General features: G+C 65.4%; 19 protein-coding genes and 1 pseudogene. 12 read left to right on the top strand and 8 right to left on the bottom strand.

Translation table 11 applies throughout. The features are described 5' to 3' along the window. Window positions 1-45 precede the first annotated feature (45 nt). Entirely contained in the window at window positions 46-1,503 is a 1,458-nt protein-coding gene (locus ALC15_RS31255; protein ID WP_050630617.1) for a glutamate synthase subunit beta, read from the top strand. 175 nt (window positions 1,504-1,678) lie between these two features. Here ALC15_RS31255 and ALC15_RS31250 read toward each other — a convergent pair whose 3' ends face one another. Beyond that, complete coding sequence (locus ALC15_RS31250) at window positions 1,679-3,355, bottom strand: outer membrane beta-barrel protein (protein WP_094194227.1); 1,677 nt, start codon at window positions 3,353-3,355, stop codon at window positions 1,679-1,681. Between the two features lie 261 nt (window positions 3,356-3,616). Here ALC15_RS31250 and ALC15_RS31245 point away from each other — a divergent pair, with 261 nt between their 5' ends. Then, on the top strand, window positions 3,617-4,627 hold the full coding sequence (locus ALC15_RS31245) for a KpsF/GutQ family sugar-phosphate isomerase (RefSeq protein ID WP_050630615.1): 1,011 nt from the start codon (window positions 3,617-3,619) through the stop codon (window positions 4,625-4,627). A gap of 119 nt (window positions 4,628-4,746) precedes the next feature. Here the strand turns inward: ALC15_RS31245 and ALC15_RS31240 are convergent, their stop codons facing one another. After that, window positions 4,747-5,286 carry a carboxymuconolactone decarboxylase family protein gene (locus ALC15_RS31240; protein ID WP_050630614.1) on the bottom strand — a complete coding sequence of 180 codons (540 nt, stop codon included), beginning with the start codon at window positions 5,284-5,286 and terminating at the stop codon, window positions 4,747-4,749. Between the two features lie 87 nt (window positions 5,287-5,373). Here ALC15_RS31240 and ALC15_RS31235 point away from each other — a divergent pair, with 87 nt between their 5' ends. Continuing rightward, window positions 5,374-5,709 carry a winged helix-turn-helix transcriptional regulator gene (locus ALC15_RS31235; RefSeq protein ID WP_050630613.1) on the top strand — a complete coding sequence of 112 codons (336 nt, stop codon included), beginning with the start codon at window positions 5,374-5,376 and terminating at the stop codon, window positions 5,707-5,709. Here ALC15_RS31235 and ALC15_RS31230 read toward each other — a convergent pair. From ALC15_RS31230 to hemH, 3 genes and pseudogenes are all read right to left on the bottom strand, one after another. Then, on the bottom strand, window positions 5,706-6,152 hold the full coding sequence (locus ALC15_RS31230; protein WP_050630612.1) for an NfeD family protein: 447 nt from the start codon (window positions 6,150-6,152) through the stop codon (window positions 5,706-5,708). The two genes, ALC15_RS31235 and ALC15_RS31230, sit on opposite strands and share 4 nt — an antisense overlap. A gap of 174 nt (window positions 6,153-6,326) precedes the next feature. After that, window positions 6,327-7,330, bottom strand: a pseudogene (locus tag ALC15_RS31225) (SPFH domain-containing protein). 170 nt (window positions 7,331-7,500) lie between these two features. After that, on the bottom strand, window positions 7,501-8,538 hold the full coding sequence (gene hemH / locus ALC15_RS31220) for a ferrochelatase (RefSeq protein WP_050630611.1): 1,038 nt from the start codon (window positions 8,536-8,538) through the stop codon (window positions 7,501-7,503). Between the two features lie 116 nt (window positions 8,539-8,654). Between hemH and ALC15_RS31215 the strand changes: the two genes are divergently transcribed. After that, window positions 8,655-9,053, top strand: a complete 399-nt coding sequence (locus ALC15_RS31215) for an MAPEG family protein (RefSeq protein ID WP_050630610.1) — start codon at window positions 8,655-8,657, stop codon at window positions 9,051-9,053. Between the two features lie 80 nt (window positions 9,054-9,133). Here the strand turns inward: ALC15_RS31215 and ALC15_RS31210 are convergent, their stop codons facing one another. Genes ALC15_RS31210 through ALC15_RS31200 form a run of 3 tightly spaced genes read right to left on the bottom strand, consistent with a single transcriptional unit; the run spans window position 9,134 to window position 12,980 of the window. Then, complete coding sequence (locus tag ALC15_RS31210) at window positions 9,134-10,255, bottom strand: nickel/cobalt transporter (RefSeq protein ID WP_200914710.1); 1,122 nt, start codon at window positions 10,253-10,255, stop codon at window positions 9,134-9,136. Then, the gene (locus ALC15_RS31205) at window positions 10,252-10,878 is read right to left on the bottom strand and encodes a DUF1007 family protein (RefSeq protein WP_050630664.1); all 627 of its coding nucleotides are present in this window, start codon (window positions 10,876-10,878) and stop codon (window positions 10,252-10,254) included. Before ALC15_RS31205 ends, ALC15_RS31210 begins: the two co-directional genes overlap by 4 nt. Window positions 10,879-10,904: 26 nt before the next feature. Next, the gene (locus tag ALC15_RS31200; protein WP_050630608.1) at window positions 10,905-12,980 is read right to left on the bottom strand and encodes a M3 family metallopeptidase; all 2,076 of its coding nucleotides are present in this window, start codon (window positions 12,978-12,980) and stop codon (window positions 10,905-10,907) included. Window positions 12,981-13,110: 130 nt separating this feature from the next. On the opposite strand from ALC15_RS31200, the gene ALC15_RS31195 reads away from it, so the two are divergent. The 8 genes from ALC15_RS31195 to ALC15_RS31170 all read left to right on the top strand — a co-directional run bounded on the left by ALC15_RS31195 (window position 13,111) and on the right by ALC15_RS31170 (window position 19,797). Beyond that, window positions 13,111-13,371, top strand: coding sequence for a hypothetical protein (locus ALC15_RS31195; protein WP_430649209.1), 261 nt, complete (start codon window positions 13,111-13,113; stop codon window positions 13,369-13,371). A gap of 672 nt (window positions 13,372-14,043) precedes the next feature. After that, window positions 14,044-15,186 carry a type III PLP-dependent enzyme gene (locus ALC15_RS31190; RefSeq protein WP_050630607.1) on the top strand — a complete coding sequence of 381 codons (1,143 nt, stop codon included), beginning with the start codon at window positions 14,044-14,046 and terminating at the stop codon, window positions 15,184-15,186. 128 nt (window positions 15,187-15,314) lie between these two features. Then, on the top strand, window positions 15,315-15,932 hold the full coding sequence (locus ALC15_RS31185; protein WP_050630606.1) for a GNAT family N-acetyltransferase: 618 nt from the start codon (window positions 15,315-15,317) through the stop codon (window positions 15,930-15,932). Between the two features lie 10 nt (window positions 15,933-15,942). Next, window positions 15,943-16,110: a hypothetical protein gene (locus ALC15_RS44950; protein WP_167350183.1), complete on the top strand. Its 168-nt coding sequence runs from the start codon at window positions 15,943-15,945 to the stop codon at window positions 16,108-16,110. 105 nt (window positions 16,111-16,215) lie between these two features. Beyond that, a complete protein-coding gene (locus tag ALC15_RS31180; RefSeq protein WP_050630605.1) occupies window positions 16,216-16,605 on the top strand; it encodes a RidA family protein in 390 nt (129 codons plus the stop codon). A gap of 40 nt (window positions 16,606-16,645) precedes the next feature. After that, a complete protein-coding gene (locus ALC15_RS31175; protein WP_094194225.1) occupies window positions 16,646-18,088 on the top strand; it encodes a homospermidine synthase in 1,443 nt (480 codons plus the stop codon). Between the two features lie 102 nt (window positions 18,089-18,190). Then, the gene (locus ALC15_RS45200; protein WP_200914709.1) at window positions 18,191-18,727 is read left to right on the top strand and encodes a hypothetical protein; all 537 of its coding nucleotides are present in this window, start codon (window positions 18,191-18,193) and stop codon (window positions 18,725-18,727) included. Further along, window positions 18,610-19,797 (top strand): lyase family protein, encoded by a 1,188-nt coding sequence (locus ALC15_RS31170; protein WP_200914708.1) that lies wholly within the window; start codon window positions 18,610-18,612, stop codon window positions 19,795-19,797. The genes ALC15_RS45200 and ALC15_RS31170 overlap by 118 nt, the downstream gene beginning before the upstream one ends. Window positions 19,798-19,810: the final 13 nt, after the last annotated feature.

Genomic DNA, 19,810 nt, shown 5'->3' with positions numbered 1-19,810 from the left:
AGCCCGGAACGACGGACAACTGAGATGCAGGGGCATCGGGTTTCAATGGGTAAGATCACAGGTTTTCTCGAGATCGAGCGGCATGACCGCAAGTACGAGCCGGTCGCCGATCGACTCAAGAACTTCAGCGAGTTCGTCATTCCGCTGAGCGAGAAGGACACGCGCGACCAAGCCGCACGCTGCATGAATTGCGGCATCCCCTATTGCCACGGCACCGGCTCGACGGCGCCGGGCACGCCGGGCTGCCCGGTCAACAACCAGATCCCCGATTTCAACGACCTCGTCTATCAGGGCAACTGGGAAGAGGCCTCGCGCAACCTGCACTCGACCAATAACTTCCCCGAATTCACCGGCCGGATCTGCCCGGCGCCGTGTGAGGCGTCCTGCACGCTGAACATCGACGACAACCCGGTCACCATCAAGACCATCGAATGCGCGATCGTCGACCGCGCCTGGGACAATGGCTGGCTGAAGCCAGAGATCGCCGCAGAGAAGACCGGCAAGAAGGTCGCCGTGATCGGCTCGGGCCCCGCGGGCCTCGCCGCAGCTCAACAGCTCGCGCGCGCCGGCCACGAGGTGCATCTCTACGAGAAGTTCGCCAAGGCCGGCGGCCTGCTGCGCTATGGCATTCCCGACTTCAAGATGGAGAAGGGCATCATCGACCGCCGCGTGGCGCAGATGGAGGCTGAGGGCGTCACCTTCCACTACGGCAAGGCCGTCGGTGGAAGCACCCCGGGTGCAATCGACCCGCAGGAGCTCGCCAAGCAGTATGACGCCGTGGCGCTGACCGGCGGTGCGGAAGCCCCGCGCGATCTGCCGATCCCGGGCCGCGACCTTTCCGGCATCCACTTCGCGATGGACTTCCTGCCGCAGCAGAACCGCCGCGTCTCCGGCGAACCGCTGAACGGCACAGCCGACATCCTCGCCGGCGGCAAGCATGTCGTCGTGATCGGCGGCGGCGACACCGGATCGGACTGCATCGGCACCTCGTTCCGTCAGGGCGCCAAGTCGGTGACCCAGCTCGAGATCATGCCGGCGCCGCCCGAGCACGAGAACAAGGGCGTGACCTGGCCGAACTGGCCGCTGAAGATGCGGACCTCGTCGAGCCAGGCCGAAGGCGCGGTGCGCGAATTCGCCGTGCTGACGACCAAGTTCGAAGGCAAGGACGGCAAGGTTACAAAGCTCCATTGCGTCAAGGTCGACGACAAGTTCAAGCCGCTGCCCGGCACTGAGTTCACGCTCGACGCCGAGCTGGTGCTGCTGGCGATGGGCTTCGTCCATCCGGTGCACGAGGGCCTGCTCAAGACGCTCGGTGTCGAGCTCGACCAGCGCGGCAACGTCCGCGCCTCCCTGCAGGACTACCAGACCTCGCGCGCCAAGATCTTCTCAGCCGGCGACATGCGCCGCGGCCAGTCGCTCGTGGTCTGGGCGATCCGCGAAGGCCGCCAGTGCGCGCGTTCGATCGACAGCTTCCTGATGGGGAAAACGGATCTGCCGGGGTAGGTACCCCGGCAGTCACGCCGAACTGCATCTCACAAACTCAGTCGTCATCGCCCGCGAAAGCGGGCGATCCAGTATTCCAAAGACGTTATTGAGCCGATAGGCCGCGGCGTACTGGATACCCCGCCTGCGCGGTGCATGACGCTTCACGCGTGGCGCGACTTGCGCATCCTCACCGCTAGTTCTGCACCCGCACGCCCAGCATGACGACCGTCGACGCCGAGCTCTGTCCGGCGAGGTTCGAATCCAGCCAGTCGCGGCGCAGGGTGCCCTTGATCCAGAGGCTGCGGGTCATCTTGTAGATCAAATCGGCCGACACCGAGTAGGTGGTGTCGTTGCGGTTGTCGCCCTTGTACTCGAGCGTGCCGTAGGTGAACTTGCCGATGCCCGTCAGCCAGCGGCGGAAGTCGTGGTCGACTTCGACGGTGTAGGTGCGGGACAGCACGCCCGAGGTGCCCGGCAGCGTGGTCTCGCCGAGCTGGGTGTCGGAATAGAATTTGGCCGTGGTCAGCGGCGTCGCGGTCCAGGTCAGCGAGGCCGTCGTGAGCAGGCCCTCGAGCCGGTTGAGCCTTGTGTCGGCGTAGTCGCGCATCGCGTAGCCGATCGAGACCTCGCCGAACAGCAGTCGCGTGAACTCGAACGAGGTGCCGGCCTTGGCATAGCCGCCCGATGAATCGCGCGCATAGCCGGCGCGGTCGAGGAAGAGATCGTGGACGCGGCTGTCGCCCTGCACCTCGACGAAGGGCTTCACCGCGGGATTGAGCTCGTAGCTGACGCGGCCGATGCCGCCATATTGGGTGAAGTTGCGGTCGTCGTTCGACGACGAAGTGCCGTCGGTCAGCTTCGACCATTGGTAGTCGGTGCGGTCGACGGTGGCGCCGAGCGAGACCTGCATGCGGTTGAAATGCTGGTCGATGCCGAAGGTGCCGCCGACCGTAGAGTAGAGCGGATACTTGGCAAGGCCGGCCTGCACGTTCGGGCTGCCGGGATTGTCGGTCGAGACCAGCAGGCGGGCCTGCGCCGTAAGATGCGTGTCCCTCGAGACATCGAGACGGCCGTCGACATGGCCGGTGAAGCTCGGACGATCGACGTCGAGCGGCGCCGACAGCGGCGTGCCGTCAATCGGCGTGAGCTGCGAGCCGTAGCCGGTGAACGAGCCGCGCAGATCGGCGACGACGGCGTGGCGCTCCCAGTCCGACATCGCGACGAATTCCGGTGCGACCATGTAGAACGCCTTGCCCTGCGGCTGATACAAGCGGCCCGGATTGGTATCGTAGCCGGCCATCACCTCGACCGCGGTCTTGACCATGAACGAGCCGGCGTAGTCGCCGACCGCGCCGAACGGATCGTCGTCGAGCTTGAGCCGCCTGCGCGCCGGCTGGCCGACGACGGTGCCGGCCATCGCTGGCGGCACCGGCGGCTTGCTGGCGGTCTCCGACGGCGGGATCGACAGCCGCAACTGCCCGGCCGCAGTCAGCGGCGGTGGCGTCGGCACCGGCGAGCCGGGTCCCGGCGGCGGCTTCGGCTTGGCCTGGCCCGGATAATATTTCGGCTTCAGCCGTTTTCGATTGAGCGAGTCATAGCCTGATGTCGAAGCGCCGTTGGCAGCCGGAAGACCGTAGGTCGGGATCTGTCCGACGCGCTCCCGCGTTGTCGCCGACGACGATGCGCGCCGGCTGGGATCGGCGTCCGGCAGCTTCAGGCCGTTGAGCGGATCCATGGCGTCTGCGGTGGTCCGGCGCAGCGGAGAATCCGGGGTGATAACCTGGCTCTGCCGGTTCGGGCTGAACAGATCCGGCGTCACGGTCTGGGCGTTGGCGAGCCCGGTCGTCGCAGTTACCGCAAGAACGGTCAGCAAAAGACACGGCAAAACCACGCGAACGGGGCGTCCGCGCCGATTTGGGCCGCTTACTGGCCGCCGCCACACGATGGAAATACTCCAACGAATTCATGTACTTGACGTACGCATCTCGCCGGGCGGCGAAAAACGTCGTTAATGGAGTTAAAACAATTATGGTTAATGAGCCGTTGAGGATCCGCCGCCGCGCGTCGCATCGCGGAATCGAACGTGCTAAGGGAGACGCCCGGGTGCAAAACCCCTCCCCTGGAATCCGTAATGGCCAAACCGAAACCGCTGATGACCAAATCATCCGGCCCCGATGACGGCGCCGTTCAGTCGGCGCTCCGCACCCTCGATGCCGAGGCGAGCGGCGTCGCGGCAATCTCCGCGGCACTCAAGTCCGACCTCGGCGCGCCGTTCACGGCAGCAGCCGAGCTGATCTGCAAGGCCAAGGGACGGCTGATCGTGACCGGGCTCGGCAAGTCGGGCCATATCGGCCGCAAGATCGCGGCGACCTTCGCTTCGACCGGCACGCCGGCGTTCTTCGTGCATGCGGCCGAAGCCAGCCATGGCGACCTCGGCATGATCACTGTCGAGGACGTGATCCTCGCGCTGTCATGGTCCGGCGAGCAGCCGGAGATGCGCAACCTGATTGCCTATGCGGCGCGCTTCGGCATCCCGCTGATTGCGATGACCGCCGACAAGGATTCGACGCTGAGCAAGGCCGCCGACGTGCAGCTGACGCTGCCGAAGGCCCGCGAGGCCTGCCCGCACAATCTGGCGCCGACCACGTCCTCGCTGATGATGCTGGCGCTCGGCGACGCCTTGGCGATCGCGCTGCTCGAAGGCCGCGGCTTCACTTCGACCGATTTCAGCGTGCTGCATCCGGGCGGCAAGCTCGGCGCACTGTTGAAATATGCCCGCGACCTCATGCACAGCGGCGACGCGCTGCCGCTGAAGCCGCTCGGCACCAAGATGTCGGACGCGCTGGTCGAGATGACGTCGAAGGGCTTCGGCTGCGTCGGCATCGTCGACAGCCACGGCCATCTCGCCGGCATCGTCACCGACGGCGATCTGCGCCGGCAGCTGACGCGCCCCGACCTGCTGACGCTGTCGGTCGACGAGGTCATGACCAGGACCCCGAAGACGATCGGCCGCGATACGCTCGCCGGCGAAGCGCTGGAGCTGCTCAATGCCTCGAAGATCACGACGCTGATCGTGACCGATGCCAAGAAACCGGTCGGCATCATCCATCTGCACGATCTGCTGCGCGCCGGCGTGGCGTAATCAGAACTCTTTCAATTCGTCGTTCCGGGGCGCGTCTCTTGGCGCGAGCCCGGAATCCATACTCACGATGGTGGTCATGGATTCCGGGCTCGCCGCTTCGCGTCGCCCCGGAATGACGCTCACTTCGGAAACCGCGCTGCCGTCGCTTCCAGCGGCAGGGCCAGCGCGTTGGCGAGGTAGGAGACGGTGCGGTAGAAGCCGCACAGCAGGATGATCTCCAGCACCTGGTCCTCATCATAATGCGCCGAAAGTGCCGCGAATTCCGCGTCATTGAGCGTCGCCCGCGCGTGCAGCGCGTCGACCGCCGCGATCATCGCCTGCTCGACCGGCGACCAGCAGCCGGCATCGGTCGCCCCATGCACGGTGGCGTGGACTTGCTCTTCCGACAGCCCGGCGGCGGCGCCGAACGCCGTGACATGGACGCCCCATTCATATTCGCAAGCGTTGAGCGCGCAGGTGCGGTCGATGACGATCTCGCGGTCCCGCAAGGAGAGCGGCCCGCGGTCGAGCAGGCTGCCGCCGCGAAACTTCTCCCAGGCGCGCGGGTGGCCGGCCATCATGCGGAACAGCACCAACGGCGGCTTGCCGCGCATGATGCGGTCGAAATGCTGTTGAACGTCCGCCGCATAGGGCGGATCGAGCGGCGCGATGCGTGACATGGGTTGGTCCAGTTGCTACATTTAATGTAGCGACACGCTACAATATTTGTAGCGATGCGCAAGAGAGATTCGAGAGGGATTCGCGACATGCCGAAGCAGGCTGCGACTGCAAGACCCGGCGTCCGCGGCTCGCGGAGCGGCCGCCCGATCATGGCGCTGCTCGATCTGTTGGGGCGGCGCTGGACCTTGCGCATCGTCTGGGAGCTGCGCGAGGGCGCACTGACCTCGCGTGCGCTGCGCGCCGCCTGCGACGAAGTCTCGCCGACGATCCTGCAGACGCGGTTGACCGAGCTGCGCGAGGCCGGCTTCGTCGAGCTGACGGATGATGGTTACGGCCTCACTGCGCTCGGCCGCGAGTTGTTTGCGACCTTCACACCGCTCAACCGTTTCGCCGAGCGCTGGAGCAGGCAGGCTGGCAGCTAGACTGCGGCCACCGTCAGGCTGGCGCCGTCGGCGCGCACCACCTTCACGCGGCTGCCGGCCGGCGCATCGGGGCCGGCGACGCGCCAGACCGTGTCGTCGATCCGCACCGTGCCCGATCCGTCGATGATCGGCTTCTCCAGCGTGAATTCGCGGCCGACCAGGGCTTCATTGCGGCGGTTGAGGAACGGGTTGCTCTTGCTGGCCTCGGTCGCGCCCCTGGCAAAATGCCGCCATGCCGGCACCGCCAGCGCGGCGAACACCGCGAACATCAGGAGCTGCATCTGCCAGGACGGCGTGAACACGAACGACAACAGGCCCACCAGCAGCGCCGCGAGCCCGAGCCAGAACAGGAACACCCCGGGCGCCGCGAGTTCCAGCGCCATCAGGATGAAGCCGAAGATCAGCCAGTTCCAGGTACCCAGTGTCGAAAACATCTCGGCCATGACGTGACCTCTCAACAATCAAAAGCCCCGCTCCCCTTGTGGGAGGGAGGTTGGGATGAGGGGTGACGGTTTCTCCGCGGAGAGAGACCCCTCACTCGGATCGCTGACGCGATCCGACCTCTCCCACAAGGGGAGAGGTGTAAAGCGTATGCGGAGCCAATCATCTTTGGATCTCTACCGCTGCGGCGGCACCGGCGGTGGTGGCGTCGGACCAGCCGACGGCACCGAGCCGCCGCGCGCGCTGCGGCGGTGGCGGATGCAGCGCTCTCGCCGAAGGTGGCGCGGGCGATCTCGCCGATGCCGGCCAGCGAGCCCAGCACACTCGACGTCTCGATCGGCAGCATCAGGACCTTCTGGTTCGGCGACTCCGCAAGCTGGCCGAACGCCTTGATGTATTTGTCGGCGATGAAATAGTTCAGCGCCGCGACGTCGCCCTTGGCGATCGACTCCGACACCATCTGGGTCGCCTTGGCCTCGGCTTCGGCAAGCCGCTCGCGCGCCTCGGCGTCGCGGAAGGCGGCCTCGCGGCGGCCCTCGGCCTGCAGGATCTGGCCCTGCTTGGCGCCCTCGGCGCGCAGGATCTCCGACTGCCGCTGGCCTTCCGCCTGCAATATGTCGGCGCGCTTGACGCGCTCGGCCTTCATCTGCCGGCCCATCGCCTCGACGAGGTCGGCCGGCGGCACGATGTCCTTGATCTCGATGCGGTTGACCTTGACGCCCCACGGCGACACCGCAGCATCCACCACGCGCAGCAGCCGCTCGTTGATCTCGTCGCGATGCGACAGCACCTGGTCGAGATCCATCGAGCCCATCACCGAGCGGATGTTGGTCATGGTCAGGACCGTGATCGCCTGGTTGAGGTTGGCGACCTCGTAGCTCGCCTTCGCCGCGTCGAACACCTGGTAGAACGCGACGCCATCGACCGTCACGGTGGCGTTGTCCTTGGTGATCACCTCCTGCTCGGGGATGTTGATCACCTGCTCCATCATGTTGATCTTGCGCCCGATGCGATCGAAATAGGGCACAATCAGATTGAGGCCGGGCGACAGCGTGCGGGTGTATTTGCCGAACCGCTCGATGGTCCAGTCATAGCCCTGCGGAACGGTCTTGATCCCGGCGAACAGCGTGACGATGACGAGAAGAACAAACGCGATCGCGAAAATATCGAAGCCAGTCATGAAGTCCTCCAGGCACGGTCGTGCATTGGTCGGCAGGACCGCTTCGCCGGTTCAGCCGGCTGTTGTTCTCCCTAGCACATAGGAAGCGGTTGTCGGACTGCCAGATGCACGAAGACCCAGCGAACCGCTGTGTCCGTTGTCACGGATCGTTAACAAAGGGCTTCAGCGCGTTAGATCCAGCCCTGAAGCTCGCGCAGCACGAGTTGGCGGATCACGTCCATGCCGCCGTCGCTGTCGTTGAGGCAGGGAATGGCCGCGAACTGCTCGCCGCCATTGTGCCGGAAGATCTCGGCGTTCTCCTGCGCGATCTCCTCCAGCGTCTCGAGGCAATCTGCAGAAAAGCCCGGCGTGACCACGGCCATTCGCTTCACGCCGTCCTTGGCGAGTTTCTCGACCGTCTTGTCGGTATAGGGCTGCAGCCACTCGGCATTGCCGAAGCGCGACTGGAAGGTGAGAAGCAATCGTGAGGCATCGAGCCCGAGCCGCTTGCGCAGCGCGTTGGTGGTGGCGATGCACTGCGCCTGATAGGGATCGCCCTTGTCGACATACTCTTTCGGCATGCCGTGGAACGAGGCGAGGATGACCTCCGGCTGGAACGGCAGCGTCGCGAGATGTTGGTTAATCGAGACCGCGAGCGCCTCGATGTAATCGGGGTCGTCGTAGTAGGGCGGCGTCACCCGCAGGATCGGCTGCGCGCGCATGCCGGCCAGCACGCGAAATGCCTCGTCGCAGACGGTTGCCGACGTCGCCGCGGAGTATTGCGGATAGAGCGGCACCACCAGCAGCCGGCCGCAGCCTTGCGTCGCCAGCGCCTCGATGCGCTCCTTGATCGACGGATTGCCGTAGCGCATCGCCCAGTCGACCACGACGTGGTCGTGATCGGCGATCGCCTCCGCCAGCTTGTCGGCCTGCGAGCGCGTGATGGTCTTCAGCGGCGACTCGTTCTTCTCGGTGTTCCAGATCTTCAGATAGTCGCGCGCCTTGCGGGCCGGGCGGACCCGCAGGATGATGCCGTTGAGGATCAGCTTCCAGACCAGGCCCTGGTCCTCGATCACCCGCGGATCGGACAGGAATTCTCTGAGATAGACCCGCACGCCCGCGGCATCGGCCGTATCCGGCGTGCCGAGATTGACCAGCAGCACGCCGACGCGCTCCGGCTTCGGCGCCGCGGCGGGCTTCGCGCTCTCGAACGGGATCACCGTGCTCATGATGGCCTTGCGCTCAAAAGTCCTTCGCTTGGGGGCTTTGGGCTTCGCGCGTTGCTCCAACCTTGTCAAGCCGAGTGCGGGTTGGCTACGTTCCCGGCCGGAATACGGGAGGAACCATGACGATCGCCGAATGGTGCGTCTTCGGGACGCTGCTGCTCTCACTGCTGACGATCGTATCGGTGAAATGGACCGGCATCCGCGGCTTCGACAATTCGAAACCTCGCGATCCCGGTTTCTACGACGACCCGATCCGCTCGCGGGCGCTCGGCGCCCACCAGAACGGCATCGAAGCCTTCCCGTTCTTCGCCTTCGCCGTCTTGCTCGCCGAATTCCGCGTCGGCCCGTTGCGGCTGATCGACGAGCTCGCGGTGCTGTTCCTGATCGTGCGGATCGCCTACGTCTTCACCTATATCGGCAACCGCCCGACCCTGCGCTCGATCCTCTGGAGCATCGGCTTTGCGATCAATATCGCGATCTTCCTGTTGCCGGCAATCAGGGGATATCTGACGCGGTGAGTTGCCTCTCACCCCTCCGTTCTCACGTGAGGTGAATACGCTGGTCAAGCTCCCTCTCCCCACAAGCAGGCGAGGTGACCTCACAGACACGTCGCGCGTTCGGCCGCGACATAGCCGAACAGCAGCCCGAGCCCGAACAGCAGCACGAGAGCCGCAGCGGCGAATTCCAGGCCGCGCATGATCACCATGCCGCCGCCGTCGCGCGCGCCGCTCTGGCGCTCGGCCATGCCGCGCGCCGACACCGCAACCAGCGCGATCGCCGCCACCGTGATCGCGGTGCCGAGCCCCATCACGAAGGTCGCGGCAACACCGGCCCAGAACAGGCCCTGGGCCAGCGCGAACACCAGCACCAGAATGGCACCCGAGCACGGCCGGATCCCGACCGTGAGGATGGCACTGAGGCCGCGCCGCCAACCGCCGGGACCGGCAAGCTCAGCCGGCGTCGGTCCATGTGAATGGCCGCAATGCTCGTCATGGACGTGCCCAGCGTCATGATCGTGATCGTGGTCATGATGGTGATCGTGATGATGGTCGTGATCGTCGTGCGCGTGGCGATGGTGATCATGGCCATGGTCGTGGTGGGCGTGATCATGGTCGTGACCGTGCGGCTGCGCGCCGGCCATCGCCAGCGCCGGACGCGGCAGCCGGAGCGCGCGGAGAAAGCCACCGCCCTTGACCCAGACCAGCCGGGCGCCGAACGCTGCGATCAACGCGTAGCTGGCGATCTCGATCGCCTTCTCCGCCCCGCACATCGTCTTCGCCGTCGCATTGAGCAGCCAGGCGCAGACGCCGACGATCAGAACGGCGACCAGCGACTGCATCAGCGCCGAGGCGAACGACAGCACGATGCCGCGCCGCGCGGTCTCGCGGTTGGCGACCATGTAGGACGAGATCACCGCCTTGCCGTGGCCGGGACCTGCGGCGTGGAAAATCCCGTAGGCAAACGAGATCGCAAGCAGCGTCCAGACCGCCGAGCCGTCGGACTTCGCGGCGCGGATGGTCTGCGACATCTCGCGGTAGAATTCCGACTGCTTTGCCAACAGCCAGCCGACGATGCCGCCCTGCGGCTCCGCCGCGCGCGGCGCGCCGAACGGATTTTGCGCCAGCAGCGCATGGACCGCGCCGTCGAGCACCACGACTGCCGCCAGCACCGCGGCCGATACGGCGAAGCCCCGCATCAGGCGGGAGGCGATCGGCGTCATGGGCAATCCACCGTGATCTTGTTGGCGAACATCATGCCGAAATTGGCGTTGCCGCCGTCGAGGAAGTTCTGCTCGCCGAGCTTCTGCGCGGCCGCAGTGCCGTCACTGTTCGGCCGCTCGAACTGCATCTTGCAGTCGGCCGCGGCGCCGACCAGCTTGACCGGCTCCTTGTCGGCGAACTGGAAGTCGATGAAATAGGTCGGGTCGAACACTTCGAGCGAGAGCTTGCTGGCCTTGAACGGCGTCTTGACCGGCAGGGTGAAGTGCAGCGTCAGCGCCGAATCCTTGTATTCGAGGAAGTAGTCGACCGGTTCGGTGAACTTCTGCTTCTTGCCGTCGCCCTTGGCGAAGGTGAAGTAGGCGTATTCCTTCAGCGACTCGACATTGGTCTGCGCCAGCGGCGCCAGCTCCTCCCGGCTGTAGGCGCCCTTCACCTTGGTCTCGATGCCCTGCAGCGCGTAGGTCGAGAACATGTCGTCGAAGGTCCAGGCGTGGCGGACGCCGGTGATGGTGCCGTCAGGCGCGTAGATCACTTCGCTCCTGGCGACGATCCAGACATGCGGATGGGCCGAGGCCTCCGCCGTGCCGAGCACGGCGGACACCACGAGCACGAGCCAGGCGATCGGCCGGCTGAGGGACAGCCTCACCTTCAGGCCGCCTCTGGCGTCTCGAGCAGGCCGCGCCGGCGCAGCAGGGCGTCCGGCTCGGGTTCGCGGCCGCGGAAGGCCACATAGGCCTCCTCCGGATCGCGCGAGCCGCCCGACGAGTAGATGTCGTCATGCAGCCGCTTGGCGGTGGCGGGATCGAAGATGTCGCCGGCCTCCTCGAAGGCGCCGAACGCGTCGGCGTCCATCACCTCCGACCACATGTAGCTGTAATAGCCGGAGGCATAGTGATCGCCGGAGAAGATATGGCCGAACTGGGTCGGCCGGTGCCGCAGCGAGATCTCGGCGGGCATGCCGATCTTCTCCAGCTCCTTCTGTTCGAAGGCGCGGACGTCCCAGCTCGCCGCCGCCGGCTGGGTATGGAATTCGAGGTCGACCAGCGCCGAGGAGACGAACTCGACGGTGGCAAAGCCCTGGTTGAACTTGCGCGCGGCGAGGAAGCGCTTGAGCAAATCGTCCGGCAGCGCCTCCCCGGTCTGGTAGTGGCGGGCGAAGCGCTGCAGCACCTCGGGCCGCTCCTGCCAGTGCTCGTAGAGCTGCGAGGGCAGCTCGACGAAGTCGGTGAACACGGATGTGCCCGACAGTGACGGATACGTCACATTCGACAGCATGCCGTGCAGGCCGTGGCCGAACTCGTGGAACAGGGTCCGCGCGTCGTCGGGCGACAGCAGCGACGGCGCGCCGTCGGCGCCCTTGGCGAAGTTACAGACATTGATGACCAGCGGCGCGACATCGCCGTCGAGCTTCTGCTGGTCGCGCAGCGAGGTCATCCAGGCGCCGGAGCGCTTCGAAGGCCGCGCAAAGTAGTCGCCGTAGAACAGCGCCTTGTGCTGGCCGTCGCGGCCCTTGACCTCCCAGACCCGGACGTCCGGGTGCCAGGCCGGGATGTCCTTGCGCTCCGCGAAGGTGACGCCGAACAGGCGGGTGGCGCAGTCGAAGGCGGCCTCGATCATATGGTCGAGCACCAGATACGGCTTGATCGCGGAATCGTCGAAATTGGCTTTGGCCTGCCGGAGCTTCTCGGCGTAGTAGCGCCAGTCCCAGGCCGCCAGAGTGAAATTGCCGCCTTCTTCAGTGATCAGCGCCTGCAGCGCGTCGCGGTCGGCGAGAGCGCGCGCCCGTGCCGGCTTCCAGACCCGCTCCAGCAGGCCGCGCACCGCCTCCGGCGTCTTGGCCATGGAATCCTCGAGGCGGTAGGCGGCGTAGGTCGGGAAACCCAGGATCTTCGCGGTCTCCTCGCGGAGCCTGAGGATCTCCACGATGGTCGCGTTGTTGTCGTTGGCGTTGCCATTGTCGCCGCGGGCGGTGAAGGCCTTGTAGACCTTCTCGCGGAGGTCGCGCCGCTGCGAGCTCTGCAGGAACGGCTCGACCGAGGAGCGCGACAGCGTCACGATCGCCTTGCCGGCCATGCCGCGCTCTTCCGCCGCAGCCTTGGCGGCCGCCACAAATGTGTCGGAGAGGCCGGCGCGGTCGCCCTCGCCGAGCTCCATGAACCACTCCTGCTCGTCACCGAGGAGGTGGTGGCTGAACGAGGTGCCGAGATGGGCGAGCCGCTCGTTGATCTCGGCCATGCGCGCCTTGGCGGCCTCGTCGAGCCCGGCGCCGGAGCGGTGGAAGCGGGTATAGGTGCGCTCCAAGAGCCGCATCTGCTCGCCGGTCAGGCCGAGCGAGGCGCGCTTCTCGTGCAGCATGGCGATGCGGCCAAACAGCACAGCGTTCATCATGATCGGATTCCAGTGCCGCGCCATCCTCGGCGACACCTCCTTGTCGATCTCCAGGATCGCCGGATTGGAGTGGGCCGAGACCAGGTCGTAGAACACGGCCGAGATCTTCGACAGCAGCTTGCCGGAGCGCTCCAGCGCCGTGATGGTGTTGTCGAAGTCGGGCAGCGCCGGATCATGGGTGATCGCAGCCACTTCCGCCGAATGGTCGGCGAAGGCCTGCTCGAAGGCGGGCAGGAAATGCTCCGGCTTGATCTCGGCGAAGGGCGGTGTCTCGAGCGGCGTCTGCCACGCCTTCAGGAGGGGGTTGGCAATAGCCTCTGCGCTGGTTTCTGACATCGAATGTCCCGTTTTTCGCCTTGAAAATACGGCCCAATCTATATCACGCGATACGGCATTTTTGGGCCTTTTGCGCTTGATAGATGGGCCCTTTTCGGAGAGATTGCGCCCCCTGAACAGGACCTATTCCATGACCATGCAGCCCTCCACCTCCGGCAACCGCAGCATTGCCTGGCCGAGCGTCATCACCGTCATCTCGGCGGCGATCCTGATCGGCGCCGAAGTGTTCGGCGCGGCGTTCGCCGGCGGCTGGGCGCTGGCGATCCTGTTCGGGCTCAACGACACCGGCGCGCACATCCTGCAGGCCGTGCTGTTCGGCCTCGGCGTCCTGATCATGATCGCCTTCATCCGCGCCGCGCAGCGCGTCGAGCCGTTCACGCGTCGCGCGTGAACTTGACGCGATTCAAGAAAGCGCTGCGGCACAGGGCTAAAACGCACACGCTTCGTTAGACATTCTTAACAGCCATTCATCTTCAGCGCGTCCAACGCGTGCTGCGCGCGAGATCGCAAGCACGCGTTAGGGAAATTTGTCGCTATCGCAAAAAAATTCTTGCGCCGCGAAGTCAAAAGACTTATTTCCTGCCTTGCCCAATTTCGCACGTGCCTGTGGTCGTGTGTCAGTCGGTAGGTATCCGGACAAGAGGCCGGACAGCCGCCAAGGGGTGGAAGAACCGAGGGTCGCTTACGTCCGAGAGGACACGAGGCGGCCAGCATCTCTCTCCAGAGATGCCTTGTTGAAGGTCTCGCCACTCTTTGCAACCGTGACTGGCAGCCGGAGGCGAACCGGCGCACCCCGCTCTCCACGGGGGACGCGACTTAAAGCAACGACGGATCGGGCTTTTTTGGTCTCTACCGGCGGTCCAACGCCGGCGCGGGCTACTGAAAAGGCTTGTCCTTCATTGCCAGGTGAGCGGGCGGGAAACTCTCCCAACCAATCCACGGCAGCACAGTCTGGTTTGAGTCTCGTGGCTTCGTTGCGCCTCCATCGCGCGATGTGGCCGGAGCGCTCTCATCCGACGTCACGTTGATGCGGATCCCGTCGCTGGGACCGTTGGAGAGTGCCATGACTGAACGTATCCAGGAATTCCTGCGCAACCGCCGTCAGGATGGACTCGACACCGAGCCGTGCCTCGTCGTCGACCTCGAAGTCGTGCGCGACAACTACCAGACGTTTGCGAAGGCGCTGCCGGACAGCCGCGTGTTCTACGCGGTCAAGGCCAATCCGGCGCCCGAAGTGCTGTCCCTGCTCGCCTCGCTCGGCTCCTGCTTCGACACCGCGACCGTCGCGGAGATCGAGATGGCGCTGGCCGCCGGTGCGACGCCGGACCGCATTTCCTATGGCAACACGATCAAGAAGGAGCGCGACATCGCGCGCGCCTTCGCGCTCGGCATTCGCCTGTTCGCGGTCGATTGCGCCGCCGAGGTCGAGAAGGTCGCCCGCGCCGCTCCCGGCGCGAAGGTGTTCTGCCGCATCCTCTATGACTGCGCCGGCGCCGAGTGGCCGCTGTCGCGCAAGTTCGGCTGCGACCCGGAGATGGCGGTCGAGGTGCTCGACCTCGCCAAGCGCCTCGGGCTCGAGCCGTGCGGCATCTCGTTCCATGTCGGCTCGCAGCAGCGCAAGGTGAAGGCGTGGGACCGCGCGCTGGCGATGGCGTCGACCGTGTTCCGTGACTGCGCCGAGCGCGGGATCAACCTCACCATGGTCAACATGGGCGGCGGCTTCCCGACCAAATATCTCAAGGACGTTCCGCCGGTCCTGCAATATGGCCGGTCGATCTTCCGCGCGCTGCGCAAGCATTTCGGCAACCAGATCCCGGAGACGATCATCGAGCCGGGCCGCGGCATGGTCGGCAATGCGGGCGTGATCGAGACCGAGGTCGTGCTGATCTCGAAGAAGAGCGACGAGGACGAGGTGCGCTGGGTCTATCTCGACATCGGCAAGTTCGGCGGTCTCGCCGAGACGATGGACGAGTCGATCCGCTACGCCATCCGCACCCCGCATGACGGGGCGGACATGACGCCGTGCGTGCTCGCGGGCCCGACCTGCGATAGCGCCGACGTGCTGTACGAGAAGCTGCCGTATCCGCTCCCGGTGACGCTCGAGATCGGCGACAAGCTGCTGATCGAAGGCACCGGCGCCTATACGTCGACCTACTCGTCGGTGGCGTTCAACGGCATTCCGCCGCTGAAGACCTACCACATCTAAGCCGCCTCCCGATCGAGGCGATGAACCGGGAGCCGGCCCAGCCGGCTCCTTCCCGATCATATTTGATTTTTCTGAACGACGCTTGCCGCGGCGTACGCCATGCCGTTGCAAGCGGGGACTGACGTGCCATGACTGCAAAACGGAACGACCCCGTTGCCTTCATCCGAAAAGCCGCCCCGTTCGCGATCCGTGCGGAGCGTGCCTCGGACGTCGTCGCGCGCGAAGCGTTGCTGGATGCCTGCTTTGGCGAGGACCGCCATACGCGCACCTGCCAGCGCCTGCGTGACGGACGCGCGCCCGCCCAAGGCCTGAGCCTTGCGGCCGTGCGCCAGGACGGCCGGTTGGTTGGAACCGTGCGGCTGTGGCACGTCAGGGCGGGGGGCCGCAGCGCGCTGATGCTGGGGCCGCTGGCAGTCGACGACGACTGCCGCGGCCTCAGCGTCGGCGCCGCGCTCGTGCGGCGCGCGCTGGCTGTCGCCAAGACCCGCGGCCATGGCGCGGTGATTCTGCTTGGCGACGCGCCCTATTATGCCCGTTTCGGCTTCACGGCCGCCAAGACCGGCGAACTGTCGCTGCCGGGCGCCTTCGCGCGCGAGCGGCTCCTCGGCCTCGAGTTGGTCGAGGGGGCGCTGGACGGCGCCTGGGGCATGATCGCGCCGACCGGCGCCGCGCTGCCCGAAAGCAAGGCAACCCGGACCAGGTCCCGGACCCGGAAGGCACCGCTCGCCGTGCCGCACGCGGCGTAAGGCGGGCGCCATGGCAGAGAACCTTCCCGCAATCGACGGCGCGCGCCCGCGTTGGCGCGGCCTCGTCACCACGGTCATGCTGGTCCTGATCTCGGTCATGATCGTCAGGGACATCCTGATCCGACGCTGGGCCGGCTCGCCGCCGTCACCGCCGGACGCCACGCAACAGTCCCGTTAGCCGCCGGCCGTCAGGCCAGAATCCAAGGTCGGAATTCGAGGGGTTGCGCGGGCGGCGAAAATCCCCGTAAACCCCGCGAAACGCCTTTTTCCGTCGAGGTCCAGCATGCCCCGCCGCCTGATTTCCACCGGCTCGCCCTTCGAGAAGACCGCCGGCTACAGCCGTGCCGTGATCGACGGCGATTTCGCCTTCGTCGCCGGAACCACCGGCTACGACTACACCACGATGACCATGCCGGCAGATGTCACGAGCCAGTCACGGAACTGCTTCAAGACCATCGAGGCCGCCCTCAAGGAGGGTGGCTTCACGATGGCCGACATCGTCCGCGCGACCTACTACCTCACCGACGCCCGTGATGTGGATGCCCATTTCGCGGTCTGCGGCGAGGTTCTCGGCGACATCCGCCCGGCCGCAACGCTGCTGATCGTCGCAGGGCTCTACCGGCCCGAGATGAAGGTCGAAATCGAAGTCACCGCAAAGCGACGTAACCCCTGATCCACTCTACCCGCCGCTAGGCGCTCTCCTGGAGAAAATGATGAGTTCCTCCTCGCAGATCTACGCGAAGATCACCGGCCCGATCGTCATGGTCGGCTTCGGCTCCATCGGCAAAGGCACGCTGCCGATGATCGAGCGGCATCTCGACTACGACAAGTCGCGCATCACCGTGATCGATCCGAAGGACGAGGGCCGCAAGGCCCATTGCGAGAAGCACAACGTCAAGTTCATCCAGAAGGCCGTCACCAAGGACAATTATCGCGAGCTGCTGACCCCGCTGCTCACCGAAGGCGGCGGCCAGGGCTTTTGCGTCAATCTCTCGGTCGATACCGGCTCGACCGACATCATGGAGCTCTGCAACGAGCTCGGCGCGCTCTATATCGACACCGTCAACGAGCCTTGGCTCGGCTTCTATTTCGATGCGTCGAAGGGGCCGGAAGCGCGCTCCAACTACGCGCTTCGCGAAGTGACGCTGGCCGCCAAGAAGGCGCGCCCGGCGGGCTCGACCACGGCCGTCTCCTGCTGCGGCGCCAATCCCGGCATGGTCTCGTTCTTCGTCAAGCAGGCGCTGCTCAATGTCGCCGCCGATCTGAAGCTCAACGCGCCGAGGCCGAAGACCAAGGCCGAGTGGGCGGACCTGATGCGGCAGGCCGGCATCAAGGGCATCCACATCGCCGAGCGCGACACCCAGCGCGCCAAGTCGCCGAAAGAGCCCGATGTCTTCGTCAACACCTGGTCGGTGGAAGGCTTCCTGTCGGAAGGCGTGCAGCCGTCCGAGCTCGGCTGGGGTACCCATGAAAAATGGATGCCCGAGAATGCCCATACCCACGAAGCCGGCTGCGGCGCCGCGATCTACCTGATGCAGCCCGGCGCCAACACGCGGGTGCGCACCTGGTGCCCGACCCGCGGCGCGCAGTACGGTTTCCTCGTCACCCACAACGAGTCGATCTCGATATCCGACTACTTCACGGTGCGGGACGCATCGGGCAAGGCGGTCTACCGGCCGACCTGCCACTATGCCTATCATCCATGCGATGATGCCGTGCTGTCGCTGCATGAGATGTTCGGCCGCGCCGCGAAGATGCAGGAGAAGCACCACATCCTCGATGAAAACGAGATCGTCGACGGCATCGACGAGCTCGGCGTGCTGCTGTTCGGCCATGACAACAACGCCTACTGGTACGGCTCGCAGCTCTCCATCGAGGAGACCCGCGAGCTCGCGCCCTATCAGAACGCGACCGGCCTGCAGGTCACCTCCGCCGTGCTCGGCGGCATGGTGTGGGCGCTGGAAAATCCGAACGAAGGCATCGTCGAGGCCGACGAGATGGATTTCGATCGTCTATTGGAAATCCAGCTGCCGTATCTCGGCCCGGTGAAGGGTTTCTACACCGACTGGACCCCGCTGACGGATCGTCCGGGCCTGTTCCCGGAAGACATCGACACCAGCGATCCCTGGCAGTTCAAGAACATCCTGGTGCGCTGACAAGCGCACCTTTCGCCTCCCACGATTGCCTTTCGGCGTATGGCCTTCGGCCGGCCGCGGTGCTAGCGAACCGGCCGGCCGCAAGCAATCTGGGAGGATCGCATGAAAAAACTTGCCTGCATCGCGGGAGCCGCTGGCCTCCTGATCGCGTCCAGCGCTCTGGCCGCGGACACCGGGCAGTTGCCCTGCAAGACCACGCAGGAATGCAACGAAAACGCCGCCAAGATCGGCGCCAATGCGCCGAGCGGCGCGCTGCCCTCGACCAGCAAGGCGGACGCCGCCGAGGACCAGTTCTACTGGCTCAACAAGATCAACAAGGCTTCCACCGTCATGCTGGTGGAAGAGAACATCTTCCCGAAGGACGTCGGCCAGCTGATCGCCAAGGGCGTGGACTATACGATCAAGCAGGCCCAGCAGCCGGACGGCAAACGCCCGAGCGACGTGCTCCAGATTGAGAAGATCATGACCGACAAGGTCGGCGAGCAAGCTCCGTCATCCATGCCGGACGCAGCCGCCAGGATATGTATGCGACCTTCCGCGCCGCCAAGCTGCGCAACCAGACGCTCGATTTTGCCGATGCTTTGCTCGGCTTGCGTGGCAAGCTGCTCGCCAGGGCGGCCGACAATCTCGATGCGCTGATGCCTGGCTATACCAACGGCGTGCAGGCGGTGCCGATCACCTACGGTCACTACCTGTTGGCCTATGAGGAATCGTTCGAGCGCGACCAGCAGCGCGTCAGCGAGGCCTATCGCCGGCTCAACCTCAGCCCGATGGGCGTCGGCGTGATGTCCGATTCGATCTGGCCGCTGAATCGCGCGCGGCTCGCCCAGTTGCTGGGCTTCGACGGCATCGTCGAGAATTCGATGGATGCCAACCAGGTGATCCCTTTCGACAACCAGCTCGAGGCCACCGCGATCGCCAATTCAGCCGCTATTCGTATCGGCGTGATGATGCAGGACCTGCATACGCAATACGCCGAGGTGCGACCGTGGTTATTGCTGCAGGAGGGCTCGACCTACACCAGCAGCTCGATGCCGCAGAAGCGCAATCCAGGCCTGATCATGCAGGCGAGGATCGCCGCTTCGGACGTGGTGGGATTGTCGGGTGCGGTGTCGATCCGCGCGCACAACGTCATGTCGGGCATGGTCGACTCCAAGGCCGAGTCCGAGGATATCGGCCTGTTCCCGCGTGCCATCAAGATGGTCACCGCCACCGACCGGGTGTTCGATGCGATCGTGGTCAACAAGGCGCGCGCCAAGGAGGAGCTGGAGAGCGACTGGACCTCGACGATGAACCTCGCCGAGCTACTGCTCGAAGCGCACAAGATTCCGTTCCGCGTCGGACACGGCTTCGCCTCGCAGATGGTCAGCTACGCACGGCCACTGGACCTCACGCCCAAGACCATTCCGTTCAGCGAAGTGACCGACCTGTTCGCCAAGACGCTCGCCAAGTTCAACATGCCCGCGCAGCCGTTCCCGATGAGCGAGGCTGAATTCAGGGAGGTGATGTCGCCGGAATGGATCGTGACGCACACCAAGGGCGTGGGCGGACCGCAGCCGGCCGAGACCGCGCGCATGTTCAAGCAAGCGCAGCAGCGCCTCGATGCCGACAAGGCCTGGCTTGCCGCGCAGCGCGACAAGCTTGCGAAAGCCGACGCCGCGCTCGATCAGAGTTTCGCGGCGCTGTTGCCAAAGGACAACGCGCACTAACCGCAACACATTG

This window comes from Bradyrhizobium viridifuturi, assembly GCF_001238275.1.
Taxonomy (GTDB): domain Bacteria; phylum Pseudomonadota; class Alphaproteobacteria; order Rhizobiales; family Xanthobacteraceae; genus Bradyrhizobium; species Bradyrhizobium viridifuturi.
This window is presented reverse-complemented; position numbering and strand designations above follow the sequence as displayed.